We start from the raw sequence: 13,681 nt of genomic DNA on the forward strand, positions 1-13,681 counted from the left end.
GGACGAAATTTATGCTATATTAATATTACTTTAAGTAAAATTTCGATAAAATATGACAAAAAAAGGATAAATATGTTACAAATTAGATGGCACTCTCGCGCAGGACAAGGGGCAGTAACAGGTGCTAAAGCACTTGCTGATGTTATGGCAAGAACTGGAAAGTTCGTTCAAGCTTATTCGGTTTACGGTGCAGAAAAAAGAGGGGCACCTATGACAGCATATGATAAGATTGCTGATGAGCCTATTTTAGATCACTCTAAATGGATGAGTCCGGATTATGTATTGGTAATCGACCCTTCTTTAGTGTATCAGGAAGAAATAGTTGATAACACAACTGAAGACACTATATTTATAGTTACTACACATTTACCAAAAGATGAGCTTGTAAAAATTGCAAAACATCTTGACGGGAAAAAATTATACGTTATTGACGCAATTAAAATTTCTCAAGAGGAAATCGGAAGAGCAATTCCAAATACACCAATGCTTGGAGCATTTATAAAAGTTTCACAAATATTACCTTTTGAAGATTTCTTAGTTTCAATCGAAGATATTCTTTCAAAATTCCCGCAAAAAATTATTGACGGTAACTTAAGAGCTATTAAAAGAGCTTACGAAGAAGTAAATTAAGGAGAAATTATGGCAACACCTAAAGAAATGTTAACGACTTGGGATAAAATTCAATTTGGTGCGGTTTTACCATCATTTGAAGATCCGGAAGCAAAAAAAAGAAGTAAATTCCATTCATATAACTATAAAGTTGCGGATTGGAGAGTTGAAAAACCTGTTTATAATAGAGAATTGTGTATTGACTGTGATTTTTGTTGGGTTGCATGTCCTGATAGCTGCTTTGAAGTAGAAGAAGTAGTAAATAAAAGAGGTAAAAAGCAGGCTAAAATTGTGGGAATAAATTATAATTTATGTAAAGGATGCGGTGTATGCGTGGAAGTATGTCCTACACCGATTAAATCTTTATTAATGTTCCCAGAACAAATTGATAATGAAGAGGCTTTAAATCAGTGGCCTAAAAAAGAAGATAAATAAAAGGATTAATAATGGCACAAAAATATGAATTAAAATCAAAGGAAGTATGGGACGGAAATATGGCGGCGGCTCACGCCTTAAGACAAGCTGAGGTTGACGTTGTTGCTGCTTATCCTATTACGCCATCAACTCCTATCGTTCAAAACTATTCTCAATTTTTAGCTGACGGATATGTGGACGGTGAATTTGTAATGGTTGAATCAGAACACTCTGCAATGAGTGCGTGTGTTGGTGCTGCTGCTGCTGGTGGTAGAGTTGCAACTGCGACTTCTTCTCAGGGTTATGCACTAATGGTAGAGGTTTTATATCAGGCAAGCGGTATGAGACTTCCTATTGTTATGACTGTAGTAAACAGAGCGTTAGCGTCTCCTCTTAACATTCACGGTGATCATAGTGATTTATACTTAGGAAGAGATGCGGGATGGATACATCTAATCGCAAACAATCCTCAAGAAGCGTACGATATGACACTTTGCGCATTCAAAATTGCTGAAGACGAAAGAGTTAGACTTCCTGTAACAACTAACCAGGACGGATTTTTAGTTTCACATACTGCGCAGGTTGTTGAACCTCTTCAAGATGAAGATGCACAAAAATTTATCGGGGAATATAAAGCGTTAAACCCAATGCTTGACACTAAAAATCCTGTAACTTACGGTGCACAGACAGAAGAAGAGTGGCATTTCGAACATAAAGCTAATCAGCATAAAGCATTAATGGATTCATTCCCTGTAATTGAAGAAGTTTTCGCTGAATTTGAAAAGGTAAGCGGAAGAAAATACAACCTTGTTGAAGATTATAGACTTGATGATGCTGATATCGCATTGGTTATTATGGGTAGTGGATATGAAACTGCAATGCTTGCTGTTGACGAAGCAAGAAAAGAAGGTATTAAAGTCGGTTTACTTATGCCAAGAGTATTCAGACCGTTCCCTTATAATGAAATAGCTAAAAAACTTGCAAACGTTAAAGCTGTTGCAGCGCTTGACAGAAGTGCTCCTATGGGTACTACAGGTGCGCTGTATAATGAAGTTGCAGGTGCACTTGCGGCTAACGGACAAAGTGCAATCATGACAAACTATATTTATGGTTTAGGTGGAAGAGATACAACTGTTGAGCATTTCTTAGAAGTTATTAAAGAAACAAACAAAAACGCAGAAGCTGGAAAAAGAGTAACTGACTTACAAGGTTTTGTAAACCTTAGAGGTCCTAAGTTATCATTTAATTAAGGAGTTTTTTATGAAAAATATAGGTAATTTAAAAGAATTCGCATGTACTCCTGATAGATTTCAAGGTGGTCATAGATTATGTCCGGGATGTGCTCATAGTATGATAGTTAGAGAAGTAGTAAACGCTACTGATGATGATTTAGTTATATCAACTGCTACAGGGTGTCTTGAAGTGTGTACTTCAATTTATCCATATACATCATGGGACGTTTCTTGGATTCATATCGGATTTGAAAACGCAGCAGCTGCTATTGCGGGTGCGGAAGCAATGTACAGTGCTCTTAGCAGAAAAGATAAACTTTATAATGATGATAGAAAAGTAAAATTCGTTGCATTCGGTGGTGACGGTGGTACTTATGATATCGGATTCCAATCACTCAGCGGTGCGGTTGAGAGAGGACATGATTTTCTTTATGTTTGTCTTGACAATGAAAACTACGCAAACACAGGTGGACAGAGAAGTAGTGCGACTCCAATAGGTGCGCATACATCTACAACACCAAGAGGTAGAGTAAGTTATGGTGAAAAACAAAAGAAAAAAGATTTAACTATGATTATGGCTGCTCACGGTTGTCCTTACGTTGCAACTGCTATTCCTGGTACAAAACACTGGAAAGATTTGGCAACTAAAGCGGCTAAAGCTATATCAACAGTAGGTCCTACATTTATTAACGCACTTAGCCCATGTACGACTGAGTGGAAATTTAAACCTGAAGAAACTGTAGAAATTGCTGATCTTGCAGTTGAAACATGTGCGTTTCCTCTATATGAGATTGAAGATGGACACAAACTTACAATTACATACAGACCTAAAAACAAAATTCCAATTGAAGAATATCTTGGAAGACAAGGAAGATTTAGTCATTTATTTAAACCAGAAAATAAATGGATTATTGAAGAGTGGCAAAAAAATGTGGATGCTTATTGGGAGTATCTACAAAGAAGAGAAGAAGCGGGAGTTTAATCTCCTTTTGCTTTTCTTTTAATGTAGATGGTGTCTGGCACGTTTGTTATATTTCGGTTATTCAGCAGAATTTATTATTAAATTAATTTATGTTTGTTTACTTTTTTGCATTTTCGTTTTATAATAAATTAAATGCAAATTAAAGGACAAACAATTAAAAAAGATTATGCATTAATATTGGATACATTTATTATTGGAATTATAGGATCTGTTTGTGCACAGATATTTATTGTACTATTGCATTTTATAAGTAAATTCTCTCTTGAATATTTAGTTGGATATCTTCCTCAGGATACGTTAAAACTTCTTGAAAGTTATCAGCACAGCGGTGAATTTAATAATTTGATGTTGATAGCTGTAATAGTAAGTGGAGGGCTCATAAGTGGATTTTTGGTTTATACGTTTGCACCGGAAGCCGAAGGACATGGAACCGATACGGTAATTCGTGCGTTTCACAGACAGGGAGGATATATAAGGTGGATTGTTGTTCCTGTAAAAATTTTAGCATCCGCAATAACAATCGGTACTGGAGGAAGTGCCGGGCGTGAAGGACCTACTGCGTTATTTAGTGCAGGTGTGGGGTCATGGTATTCCGATTTAAGAAAAGTTGGATGGAAAAGAAGGCAGATATATGTGTTAATAGGAATGGCCAGTGGACTTAGTGCGGTATTTAAAGCACCCCTTGGTACGTCTATTTTTGCAATTGAAGTTTTATATGCTGATAACGAATTTGAAACAAGAGAACTTATATATCTGCTTTTCGGTCCTTTAATTGCATATATGATTACAGGGTTTTTATTTGGATGGGAACCTATATTTTATGTACCTGAAATAAATATTACAGACCTTAAAACATATCTTGAGATTGTATTTTTGGGAATTATGAGCGGTATGATTGCTCTTGTGCTTCCGAATATTTTTTACGGTATTAGGGATTTTTTCAGGTCACTACCCGTAAAACCGCATTTCAAACCTGCAATAGGTGCTTTTGTCGTAGGGATTATAGCGATTTATTTTCCTGAAGTTTTGGGAGGTGGATACGGGTTTATACAAGAAAGTATAAACGGTAATATGATAGGGATGTTTGTTATATTTTTAATGATTGCAAAAATTTTTGCATTTTCTTTTACGGTTGGAAGTGGGGGCAGCGGCGGGGTTTTTGCTCCTTCACTTTTTATAGGTGCAATGCTTGGGGCGTTTTTAGGTTCGTCCTTACACGCTCCTGTGGCGGCTTTTGTGGTTATTGCAATGGCGGCGGTATTTGGTGCCGCTGCGAGAACACCTCTTGCGACTATCGTAATGGTTGTGGAAATGACTGGAGGTTACTCTTTATTGGCTCCTACCACTCTTGGTGTGTTAAGCGCTTACATTGTTCATAACATATTAGTAAGGGTGATTAAACCTAAATATATTTCTCTTTACGAGGCACAGCTGTTAAATAAAGAGTATTCGATTTCATATCAGATGGATAGGGTTAGGGATATATTGATATGTCATTCTAAGATTTTGAATTTAAAAAAAGCCGTTATACAAAGGGACGATATTATAGCGCTGCTTGAAAACGGTGAAGCTGTTGAAATTGGAGAAAATAAATATGTGTTTTTCGGAACGTTTACAAAAGAAGTAAAACTAAGTGATGGGGAGATGTTTAAAAAATACAGGGGCGCTGAAATTTTATATGTATTCAGAAACGGAAGATGGCTTCATAATTCCGTAATTACTTCTATAAAAGAAGGTGATGAAGTGCTTTTAATTGCAAAAAAAGAAGTGATTGATATTATTAAAAACGAATTTGTTCCAATTTCCCAAACATTCGCAAAATTAAGAATTCAGGAAGAAAGTATAAATAATTAAATCCACTTTTTCTTTTTAAGCCACCAGTAGATGCTTCCTGCAATTGTAAGGTTTATAATCCATGTCATTAAATAGCCGTATTTCCAGTGAAGTTCAGGCATATATTCAAAGTTCATACCGTAGTTTCCAACGACGAATGTTAACGGTAAGAAAATAAGTGAGATTGCCGCAAGGCGCTGCATTGCTTTATTCATTTTGGTTGAAAGAATACCCATATGAAGGTTTAGGAGGTATCCTGTTCTGTCAAGCAATGTTTTGGATTCGTTGATTAAGTATTTAAGGTGTTCGTTTAAGTCAATGAATTCGTATTTTAGGTTTTCCTTTACTTCATTATCGAATCTGTGATACATTCTGTTAAGTACGTCTTTTTCGTGGATTGAGACTTTTGTAATTCTGTTGAGTGTACGTCTGGCATAGTAGATGTCTTTTTGGAGTTCGTCTTCTTCAATGTCTTCGTGAAAAATGGAATCTTCCAAATTTTCCAAAGCTTCATCGATAACATCTATAATTAATATAGTGTTATCTATTAAAATATCCGCTATTTGATATAAAAGATATTCGAAATTTTTATATTTATGGCGTCTTTTTGCGAACTTTTTTGCAAGTTCGACAATAATATCTCTTTCTTCCGCCAAAATAAAGAGTTTGTTTTCTGTAATAATAAATACTACGTTAGAGTCATCATATAAAAGGTTTTCTTCTTCATCAAATTTAATGTATTTTAATACTAAAAATTTAAATTCATCAGCTTCTTCGTAGGTAATGGACTGATCTTCGCTTTGAATGTCTTCAATGAAACTTTCAGGAAAAGAATGTTTTTTTAGCCAATTTATGATATCTTTATTATTAACAGTAGAAAAAATAATCTGTTTGTCATTGTTGATGTTTATTTTTTCAGTCTGTTGGAGTTTGTCTGTAAAGATAAACATAACTCACCTCCTATTGGAGGTTGCAGAGGAGATATAATTTTTGCTTATATCGCCTCTACAACCTAATTTCTTTGTAATTATACAAAAAAAAGTTAACTTATTTTTAACAACACTTACTTATAATCTTAAAAAAGGAAAAAAAATGAAAATCAGATACATTTTAATTTATACAATATTAACCATTACGTACGTAAATGCATATGATTTAAATAAAAAACCACAGATTATCGAATATAAAAAAGAAAAAAACTATAAAAAACTTATAAATCTTGCAAACAAATACGCTCTGGAAAAACAGATCGATAAAAGTTTAAACGCCGCAAAAGAAGCGTATGAATGCAATAAAAAAAGCAAAGAAGCTCTTTTGATAATGGCGAGAATATATAATTTTAAAAAAGATTATGAAAACCTGCTTGATACCGCAAAAAAAATTGTTAAACTTTCACCGAAAAACTATCTTGGAAATATATATCTTGCAAATGCGTATATGCAAAAAGATAAATCAAAAGCCAAAGAAATTTTACTTGGCTTGTTAAAAAAACATCCCGAAGATAAGCAGATTTTGGATAAATTAAAGGTTTTGAATGAAGTTTAAGTTTGATATTAAGCTTACACAGACACAGTTGATTGTAATAAGTTCACTGTTTTTTGTACTGTTTGATAATTTTGTGTTTTTTAAGAAGTCTTACGAGGCTTTTCATAATCCGTTTTTTATTATCGGTCTTGGTGTTTTACTGTTTGTGGTGATTTCCACACTTTTATTGATAATTTCAAACAGGTTTATTATAAAGCCTTTGCTTATAATACTGTTTCTAACCTCATCCGCAGCAGCGTATTATATGGCTGTATACGGAACTATAATCAATGACAATATGATTCAGAATATTTTTGAAACGGACAGTAAGGAAGTATATGATCTTTTGAGTGTCAAACTGTTTTTGTATCTCTTTTTTTTAGGAGTTTTACCGTCGTTGTTTGTATATAAGGTTAAGATAGTTAAAAACTCTTTAAAAAAAGAGCTCCTCTCAAGGCTTAAACTGCTCGCTATTAATATTATTTTGGTACCTTTGCTATATGTGATATTTTCAAAATACTGGGTGAGCTTTTTTAGAATGCACAAAACTTTAAGAATGTATACCAATCCGACTTTTTATATCTATTCTTTAGGTAAATATGTAAACGAAAAATATTTAACAAAACCTATGAAATTTAAACATATTGGACTTGACGCTAAAGTTGAAGAAAAAGGTAAGCCCAAACTTGTGATATTTGTATTGGGTGAAGCTGCGAGATATGATCATTTTTCACTAAACGGTTATGAAAGAGATACGAATGAAAATCTTGAAAAAATAAAAAAACTTATTAATTTCCCTGATGTGCATTCATGCGGAACCGAGACGGCGGTTAGTATTCCGTGTATGTTTTCACCGTATAACAGAAGCGATTATTCGGATAAAAAAGCCAAAAATACCGATTCCGTAATCGATGTAATAAACAGAGCGGGTGTGAATGTGCTCTGGAGGGAGAACAATTCCGATTCCAAGGGTGTGGCGGTCAGAATTAAAAATTACGAAGATTTTACGCATGCGCACATAAAGCCGTACTGTAACGGTTTTGAGTGCCATGATGAGGTGCTTTTGTACAACCTGCAAAAATGGGTGGATGAGCATAATAATTCTAAGCCTATTTTTATTGTTTTACATCAAAAAGGTTCACACGGACCGGCATATTATAAAAGATATCCGAAAGAGTACGAAAAATACAAACCCGTATGTAAAAGTAACCAGCTTCAGGAGTGTAAACGTCAGGAAGTTGTAAACGCATACGACAATACCATTGCGTATACGGATAAATTCTTAAGCGAAGTGATTGAGTTTTTGAAAAAAAATCAAAAAAATTATAGGGTTGCCATGTATTATATGGCTGATCACGGGGAGAGTCTGGGAGAAAACGGCATATATCTGCACGGCCTTCCTTATTTCATAGCTCCCGATGTTCAAAAACATCCTGCAAGCGTTGCATGGTTTGGTGATAATTTCGATATCAATATAAGCTGCGTGGAAAAACTCTCCAAAAACGCTTATACGCAGGATAATCTTTTCAGTACACTGCTCGGGCTTGTGGATGTAAAAACAAAAGTGTATAATCCTAAGATGGATATTTTTTATAAATGCAGGATTAAGAAATGAAACCGGATTATCAGTTTTTTAAGAATTTCGCATATGCAAGAGCGGGGCTTAAAGAGGTTTTTCAAAAAGAGAAATCTTTTAGGCTTGAAGTGATGTTTTTTGTAATATTAAGCATTACGGCTTTAGTTTTGCCGTATCCCGTGTGGGCAAAGATTTTTTTAATAGCGAGTATGCTCGTGCCTCTTATTGTTGAGCTTCTCAATTCAGCAATCGAAAGAGTTGTGGATATGGTTACGAGTGAATATAACGAGCTTGCCAAATATGCAAAAGATGCGGCGGCTGCGGCGGTTATGCTTTCTTTGACTTTTAGCGGTGTTGTTTGGCTGGGAGTCGTGATTTATTTTTGGTAGAAAAATTCGATAATTGCTTCCACTCCGCTGTTACCGTCACTATTTAGTTTTATTTTACCGTTGTGAAGAGTTATAATGGATTTGACGATTGAAAGACCTAATCCGAAACCTTTTACCTTTTTGTTTCTGCTCTCGTCCACCCTGTAAAATTCGTCAAAAATAAACGGAAGTTTTTCTTTAGGTATTCCTATTCCGTTATCTTTTAAAATTAATACTATTTTGTTTTTTTCTTTTTTAAGAATAATATCTATTTTCGAAGCTCCGTATTTTATAGAGTTTTCAATAAGGTTGGAAATAGCAATCATCAAAAGGGTTTTATCGCCTTTTAGTGTGTATTCTTCATCTTCAATGTCAAGGTTGATTGAGATTTTTTTAGAATATTTTTCAAACAGTTCTAAGATTATGTCTTCCAAATCTATTTCTTCGAAATTTTGTTTATTAAGGGAATCTTTTTTTGTAAGAAACAGAAGTTTGTCTGTTATTTCGTTGATATAATTTATTTCGTTTAAAAGTGATTTTAAAAGGTCTTCATTGCATTCGTTACTCATTAAAGCTACTTCGATTTCACCTTTCATGATAGTAAGAGGTGTTTTAAGTTCATGAGAAACATTTGAATTGAAAATCTTTAGTCTTCTAAAAGATGCGTCGATATTGTTTGCTACTTTATCTATAAATTTATAACCTATTAAAAGTACTATGAGATAAATAAACAGAGACACCGCTAAAGAGATTGTTTTTACAATTTGTATTTTATCGTCATTGCCGGATATAACCGTGGAAACCTGTATAATTTTTCCGTTTTTGACATAATTGTATATAAGCAGGGTTTCTTTCCCTGTGGACATGTCTATTTTTTTAGTAATAAAACCTTCAATGTTTTTTTTGTTTTTTTGCGTGATGAAAGGATTTTTTTTGTCAATAATTCTAATAAAAAGAGGGTATACTTTATATTTGTGTTGTAGTTTTAAAAGAGTGTTTTTATTAAGCTTTTCATTGGATATTTCAGTAGCTATTATTACAAGTTTGTCTTTTAGATGCATATTGAAAGAGCTTATCAAAAAAAATATCAAAGCTCCTTCAAATATAGCAATAATTAGAAATACAACTATGGCAAACTGAATAAAAAGGGTATTCCTTAGATTATTCATCGCTAAGTTTGAATCCCATTCCTCTGTACGTTTTAATTAGTTTTTTGTCAAAATCTTTATCTATTTTTTTTCTTAAATGAGAAATATACACGTTTATTACGTTTGAATTTATTTCATCGTCCATTTCCCAAAGATTACTTTGAATCATATCTGTGTTTACTATTTTGTTTTTGTTTATCATTAAATATTTTAGAAGCTCGAACTGTTTTGCTGTAAGTTCTATAAGTTTTCCGGCTCTTCTTACTTCTTTCGTTTCCGGGTTAAGTTCTAAATCCGCAACTCTGATAATGTTGTCATTTAAATTGTTGCTTCTTCTGTATAAAGCTTTTACCCTTGCTATTAATTCTTCAAACTCAAACGGTTTTGTAAGATAATCATCCGCAACGTTTAATCCTTCAACTTTATCCTCAATATCACTTTTTGCTGTTAAAATGAGTGCCGGAGTATTTTTTTCTTTTTTTAGTTTTTTAAGTAAATCAATACCGCTTATTTTAGGAAGCATCCAATCTACGATTAAAACGTCGTAATTATTGTTTTGAGCCATATATAGGCCTTCTTCACCGTCTTTTGCAATATCTATTCTGTAACCAATTTGTCTGAAAACTTTTTCTATGTTTTTTGCGATTTTTTCATCGTCTTCAATTAATAAAATTTTCATTTTGAGCTCCTTTATTGACATACTAATATTAAATTATACAAAGTTTAGTACAAAAATGTTAAAATTCGGTTAAAACAAATTGAGAATGGAGAGTGGAGAATTGAGAATTGATAATTTAAAAGCAATAACTAATATGTATTTTTTATTCTTCATTTATACTCTTTTTGTTACTTTCTTTCAGAATCTTAGGAAAGGGTATTTATGATTTTATCAATAGAGAGTAGTTGCGACGATACATCTTTGGCGGTAATGGAAATTGATAGCAAAAAGCTTCTATTTCACAAAAAAATATCCCAGGAAATTGAGCATTCCGTTTATGGAGGTGTTGTTCCTGAACTTGCAAGCAGACTGCACGCAAAAGCGCTTCCTAAGATTTTGGAAGAAACAAAAGAGTATTTTCCAAATCTAAAAGCGGTTGCCGTTACGAACGCACCCGGTCTTTCCGTGACGTTGCAAGAGGGTGTAATGATGGCCAAGGCTCTCAGTATAGCACTTAATATTCCTCTTATCGGAGTTAATCATCTTGTGGGACATATTTATTCTCTTTTTATCGAAAAAGAAGAAATTAAACCGATGATGGTATTGCTTGTGAGCGGAGGACATACAAAAATACTCAACTTTAACGGTATTGAGAGTGTATGTGAAATCGCAACTACAATGGATGACAGTTTTGGAGAAAGTTTTGATAAAGTGGCTAAAATGCTTGGGCTCGGATATCCCGGAGGTCCGGTTATAGAAAATTTGGCTAAAAAAGGAAGTGATATTGTACCTCTTCCCCTACCGCTTAGAAATTCTCCGGAAATAGCGTTTAGCTATTCCGGGATTAAAAACGCCGTAAGACTTGCGATTGAAAGCGGGAAATATAAGCCCGAAGATATAGCCGCATCTTTTCAGAATAAAGCCATAGAACACCTTACGTTTATGTGTAAAAGAGCAATTAAAAAACATAAACCTGAAAATTTTGCAATCGTGGGCGGGGCGAGCGCCAATCTTAAATTAAGGGAAGAGTTTGAAAAACTCTCACAAAAATTCGGCTTTAAACTTTTATATCCTGAAATGAAATTTACTTCCGACAATGCCGCTATGATTGCAAGAGCCGCGGTTGAGATGTATAAAAAAGGAATGTTTTTAAACTATAAAGATATAAAAATTATTCCGAGGGTGGATTTTGACAAATGTCATTAATGAGTATTAATATTTTAATATGCTGAGTGTTATTATAATTATAAATAGTGACAGACACTATAAAGTGATAAAAAAGAAAGAAAGCAGAAATTATAATCTGCTTTCGTATCTTCTAAGCATCCAAAGTTTTCTAAGGATTTTTTTACGAGTCGCGATTTTTTCTTTTTTACGTCTTTCGCTCGGCGGCTCGTAGAATCTTCTTTTTCTAAGTTCTACTACGATCAGGTTACGATCAACCTGTCTTTTGAACTTTCTGTAAGCAGATTCGAAATCTTCGCCTTGATGTACTACGATTCCTGGCACTGCTCTCACCACCTTTCGTTTTTTTTGTGAATGGAATTATAGCAAAAAATACTGAAAATTAAAAAATTGTTATAACATTGTGATTAAAACTGTAATTTAAATTTAAAAAATTATTGGAATTTCAACGGGTTTTAACGTTTAATTCTATATGTCCTTTTTGATATAATTTCAATTAAAAAGGTGCTAAATGAGCAAATATATTTTTGTAACGGGTGGAGTTTTAAGCTCTCTTGGTAAGGGTATTACTTCTGCATCGATAGCTACATTATTACAACACAGCGGATTTAAAGTTTCAATGGTAAAAATAGATCCTTATATTAACGTGGATCCTGGAACAATGTCGCCTTTTGAACACGGAGAGGTGTTTGTTACGGAAGATGGAGCCGAAACAGATCTTGATATTGGTAATTATGAGAGATTTTTAAATACGAATCTTGGTAAAAAAAATAACTTCACAACAGGTCAGATATATTTAAGTGTTATAGAAAAAGAAAGAAGAGGAGATTATTTAGGAAAAACAGTTCAAATAATCCCGCATATTACCGATGAAATAAAAAGAAGAATCAAAGAAGTTGCTAAAGACGTTGACATTGTGGTTGTAGAACTTGGAGGAACTGTAGGGGATATAGAGGGGCTTCCTTTTTTAGAAGCGGTAAGACAGCTTAAGCATGAAGTCGGAAAAACAAACGCAATGTTTGTACACGTAACGCTTATTCCGTATATTAAAGCGGCGGGAGAGCTTAAGACAAAGCCGACACAACATAGTGTACAAGAATTAAGACGTATAGGTATAACACCTCATATGCTTGTTTGTAGAACCGAAAAACCTCTTCCTAAAGCATTAAAAGAAAAACTTGCTGACAGCTGTGATATAGAAAGAGACGCGGTAATTGAAGCCGTGGACGCTCCAACCGTTTATCAAGTGCCTTTAAACTTTTTAAATCAAGATATTTTAGTACCTATTGCAAAACAGCTTGATTTAGGGGATCTTCACCCTGACATGACCGAATGGAATTTTATTGTTAAAAAAATAATTTCTCCTCAAAAAAGTGTAAAAATAGCTTTTGTGGGTAAATATCTTCAGCTTAAAGAATCATATAAATCGCTCATAGAAGCTCTAATTCATAGCGGCGCTCATTTGGATATGAAAGTAGATATAGAGTGGATTGATAGTGAAGATCTTGAAAAAGCAGATGATGAAAAATTGGATGAGATTTTTAATGAAGTTAGCGGTATATTGGTTGCCGGAGGATTTGGTGAAAGAGGAGTAGAAGGTAAATTAAAAGCCATTAAATACGCTCGTGAAAATAAAATACCTTATCTTGGTATCTGTCTTGGTATGCAGCTGGCGGTTATAGAATTTGCAAGAAACGTACTTGGACTTGAATATGCGAATTCTCAAGAATTTGACCCTGATACCCCGGAACCAGTAGTATATCTGATTGACGAATTTATAGATGCAAGCGGTCAAAAACAGCTAAGAACTCATAAGTCACCTCTTGGCGGTACTATGAGACTCGGAGGGTATGAATGTTTTGTTAAAAAAGGAACAAAACTGTATGATGCTTATAAGTCAGATAAAGTAATTGAAAGACATAGACACAGATATGAAGTTAACGGAGCTTATGAAGATGCTCTTAAAGAAAAAGGTATGATAGTCAGCGGAAAAAGTGTTGAAGGACTTGTAGAAGCTGTTGAGTTAAAAGATCACCCTTGGTTTGTGGCAGTTCAGTTCCATCCTGAGTTTACGAATAAATTGAAATCTCCTAATAAGGTGATAATGTCATTTGTAGAAAATGCCTATAAATGCCAAAGAAGCTGTTGATTT

At 34.0% G+C, this 13,681-nt stretch carries 14 protein-coding genes; 10 read left to right on the top strand and 4 right to left on the bottom strand.

Going from position 1 to position 13,681, the window contains the following annotated elements; translation table 11 throughout:
* Window positions 1-72 precede the first annotated feature (72 nt).
* The 5 genes from NAMH_RS01190 to NAMH_RS01210 all read left to right on the top strand — a co-directional run bounded on the left by NAMH_RS01190 (window position 73) and on the right by NAMH_RS01210 (window position 5,091).
* Window positions 73-630, top strand: a complete 558-nt coding sequence (locus NAMH_RS01190) for a pyruvate flavodoxin oxidoreductase subunit gamma (protein WP_012663718.1) — start codon at window positions 73-75, stop codon at window positions 628-630.
* Between the two features lie 9 nt (window positions 631-639).
* Window positions 640-1,044, top strand: coding sequence for a 4Fe-4S dicluster domain-containing protein (locus NAMH_RS01195; RefSeq protein WP_015902393.1), 405 nt, complete (start codon window positions 640-642; stop codon window positions 1,042-1,044).
* Between the two features lie 11 nt (window positions 1,045-1,055).
* On the top strand, window positions 1,056-2,273 hold the full coding sequence (locus tag NAMH_RS01200; protein WP_015902470.1) for a 2-oxoacid:ferredoxin oxidoreductase subunit alpha: 1,218 nt from the start codon (window positions 1,056-1,058) through the stop codon (window positions 2,271-2,273).
* Window positions 2,274-2,283: 10 nt separating this feature from the next.
* Window positions 2,284-3,237: a thiamine pyrophosphate-dependent enzyme gene (locus NAMH_RS01205; protein WP_012663892.1), complete on the top strand. Its 954-nt coding sequence runs from the start codon at window positions 2,284-2,286 to the stop codon at window positions 3,235-3,237.
* 132 nt (window positions 3,238-3,369) lie between these two features.
* Window positions 3,370-5,091 carry a chloride channel protein gene (locus NAMH_RS01210; RefSeq protein ID WP_015901870.1) on the top strand — a complete coding sequence of 574 codons (1,722 nt, stop codon included), beginning with the start codon at window positions 3,370-3,372 and terminating at the stop codon, window positions 5,089-5,091.
* Here NAMH_RS01210 and NAMH_RS01215 read toward each other — a convergent pair.
* The gene (locus NAMH_RS01215; protein WP_015902616.1) at window positions 5,088-6,020 is read right to left on the bottom strand and encodes a magnesium transporter CorA family protein; all 933 of its coding nucleotides are present in this window, start codon (window positions 6,018-6,020) and stop codon (window positions 5,088-5,090) included. The genes NAMH_RS01210 and NAMH_RS01215 overlap by 4 nt on opposite strands.
* 142 nt (window positions 6,021-6,162) lie before the next feature.
* On the opposite strand from NAMH_RS01215, the gene NAMH_RS01220 reads away from it, so the two are divergent.
* The 3 genes from NAMH_RS01220 to NAMH_RS01230 are packed head-to-tail and all read left to right on the top strand — an operon-like array spanning window position 6,163 to window position 8,559.
* On the top strand, window positions 6,163-6,615 hold the full coding sequence (locus tag NAMH_RS01220) for a tetratricopeptide repeat protein (RefSeq protein WP_143709729.1): 453 nt from the start codon (window positions 6,163-6,165) through the stop codon (window positions 6,613-6,615).
* Window positions 6,605-8,209: a phosphoethanolamine transferase gene (locus NAMH_RS01225; RefSeq protein ID WP_015902001.1), complete on the top strand. Its 1,605-nt coding sequence runs from the start codon at window positions 6,605-6,607 to the stop codon at window positions 8,207-8,209. Before NAMH_RS01220 ends, NAMH_RS01225 begins: the two co-directional genes overlap by 11 nt.
* Window positions 8,206-8,559, top strand: coding sequence for a diacylglycerol kinase (locus NAMH_RS01230; protein WP_015902362.1), 354 nt, complete (start codon window positions 8,206-8,208; stop codon window positions 8,557-8,559). The genes NAMH_RS01225 and NAMH_RS01230 overlap by 4 nt, the downstream gene beginning before the upstream one ends.
* Here the strand turns inward: NAMH_RS01230 and NAMH_RS01235 are convergent.
* Both NAMH_RS01235 and NAMH_RS01240 read right to left on the bottom strand, forming a co-directional pair.
* Window positions 8,547-9,617, bottom strand: coding sequence for a sensor histidine kinase (locus NAMH_RS01235; protein ID WP_228368693.1), 1,071 nt, complete (start codon window positions 9,615-9,617; stop codon window positions 8,547-8,549). The two genes, NAMH_RS01230 and NAMH_RS01235, sit on opposite strands and share 13 nt — an antisense overlap.
* Window positions 9,618-9,699: 82 nt before the next feature.
* Window positions 9,700-10,365, bottom strand: coding sequence for a response regulator transcription factor (locus NAMH_RS01240; protein WP_012663564.1), 666 nt, complete (start codon window positions 10,363-10,365; stop codon window positions 9,700-9,702).
* A 201-nt stretch (window positions 10,366-10,566) separates the two neighbouring features.
* Here NAMH_RS01240 and tsaD point away from each other — a divergent pair, with 201 nt between their 5' ends.
* Window positions 10,567-11,550, top strand: coding sequence for a tRNA (adenosine(37)-N6)-threonylcarbamoyltransferase complex transferase subunit TsaD (gene tsaD / locus NAMH_RS01245; protein WP_015902366.1), 984 nt, complete (start codon window positions 10,567-10,569; stop codon window positions 11,548-11,550).
* 90 nt (window positions 11,551-11,640) lie between these two features.
* Here the strand turns inward: tsaD and rpsU are convergent, their stop codons facing one another.
* Window positions 11,641-11,853: a 30S ribosomal protein S21 gene (rpsU, locus tag NAMH_RS01250; RefSeq protein ID WP_012663671.1), complete on the bottom strand. Its 213-nt coding sequence runs from the start codon at window positions 11,851-11,853 to the stop codon at window positions 11,641-11,643.
* A gap of 187 nt (window positions 11,854-12,040) precedes the next feature.
* On the opposite strand from rpsU, the gene pyrG reads away from it, so the two are divergent.
* The gene (pyrG, locus tag NAMH_RS01255; RefSeq protein WP_015902589.1) at window positions 12,041-13,678 is read left to right on the top strand and encodes a glutamine hydrolyzing CTP synthase; all 1,638 of its coding nucleotides are present in this window, start codon (window positions 12,041-12,043) and stop codon (window positions 13,676-13,678) included.
* Window positions 13,679-13,681 lie beyond the last annotated feature (3 nt).

It is taken from the genome of Nautilia profundicola AmH (assembly GCF_000021725.1).
GTDB classification, from domain to species: domain Bacteria; phylum Campylobacterota; class Campylobacteria; order Campylobacterales; family Nautiliaceae; genus Nautilia; species Nautilia profundicola.

What these genes read in the sequence shown, in the direction of transcription:
- NAMH_RS01240 (WP_012663564.1), bottom strand. Translation starts at nt 10,365, where the DNA reads ATGAAAATTTTATTAATTGAAGACGATGAAAAAATCGCAAAAAACATA.
- NAMH_RS01215 (WP_015902616.1), bottom strand. Translation starts at nt 6,020, where the DNA reads ATGTTTATCTTTACAGACAAACTCCAACAGACTGAAAAAATAAACATC.
- NAMH_RS01205 (WP_012663892.1), top strand. Translation starts at nt 2,284, where the DNA reads ATGAAAAATATAGGTAATTTAAAAGAATTCGCATGTACTCCTGATAGA.
- NAMH_RS01190 (WP_012663718.1), top strand. Translation starts at nt 73, where the DNA reads ATGTTACAAATTAGATGGCACTCTCGCGCAGGACAAGGGGCAGTAACA.
- NAMH_RS01195 (WP_015902393.1), top strand. Translation starts at nt 640, where the DNA reads ATGGCAACACCTAAAGAAATGTTAACGACTTGGGATAAAATTCAATTT.
- tsaD (WP_015902366.1), top strand. Translation starts at nt 10,567, where the DNA reads ATGATTTTATCAATAGAGAGTAGTTGCGACGATACATCTTTGGCGGTA.
- NAMH_RS01230 (WP_015902362.1), top strand. Translation starts at nt 8,206, where the DNA reads ATGAAACCGGATTATCAGTTTTTTAAGAATTTCGCATATGCAAGAGCG.
- pyrG (WP_015902589.1), top strand. Translation starts at nt 12,041, where the DNA reads ATGAGCAAATATATTTTTGTAACGGGTGGAGTTTTAAGCTCTCTTGGT.
- NAMH_RS01200 (WP_015902470.1), top strand. Translation starts at nt 1,056, where the DNA reads ATGGCACAAAAATATGAATTAAAATCAAAGGAAGTATGGGACGGAAAT.
- NAMH_RS01210 (WP_015901870.1), top strand. Translation starts at nt 3,370, where the DNA reads ATGCAAATTAAAGGACAAACAATTAAAAAAGATTATGCATTAATATTG.
- NAMH_RS01225 (WP_015902001.1), top strand. Translation starts at nt 6,605, where the DNA reads ATGAAGTTTAAGTTTGATATTAAGCTTACACAGACACAGTTGATTGTA.
- NAMH_RS01220 (WP_143709729.1), top strand. Translation starts at nt 6,163, where the DNA reads ATGAAAATCAGATACATTTTAATTTATACAATATTAACCATTACGTAC.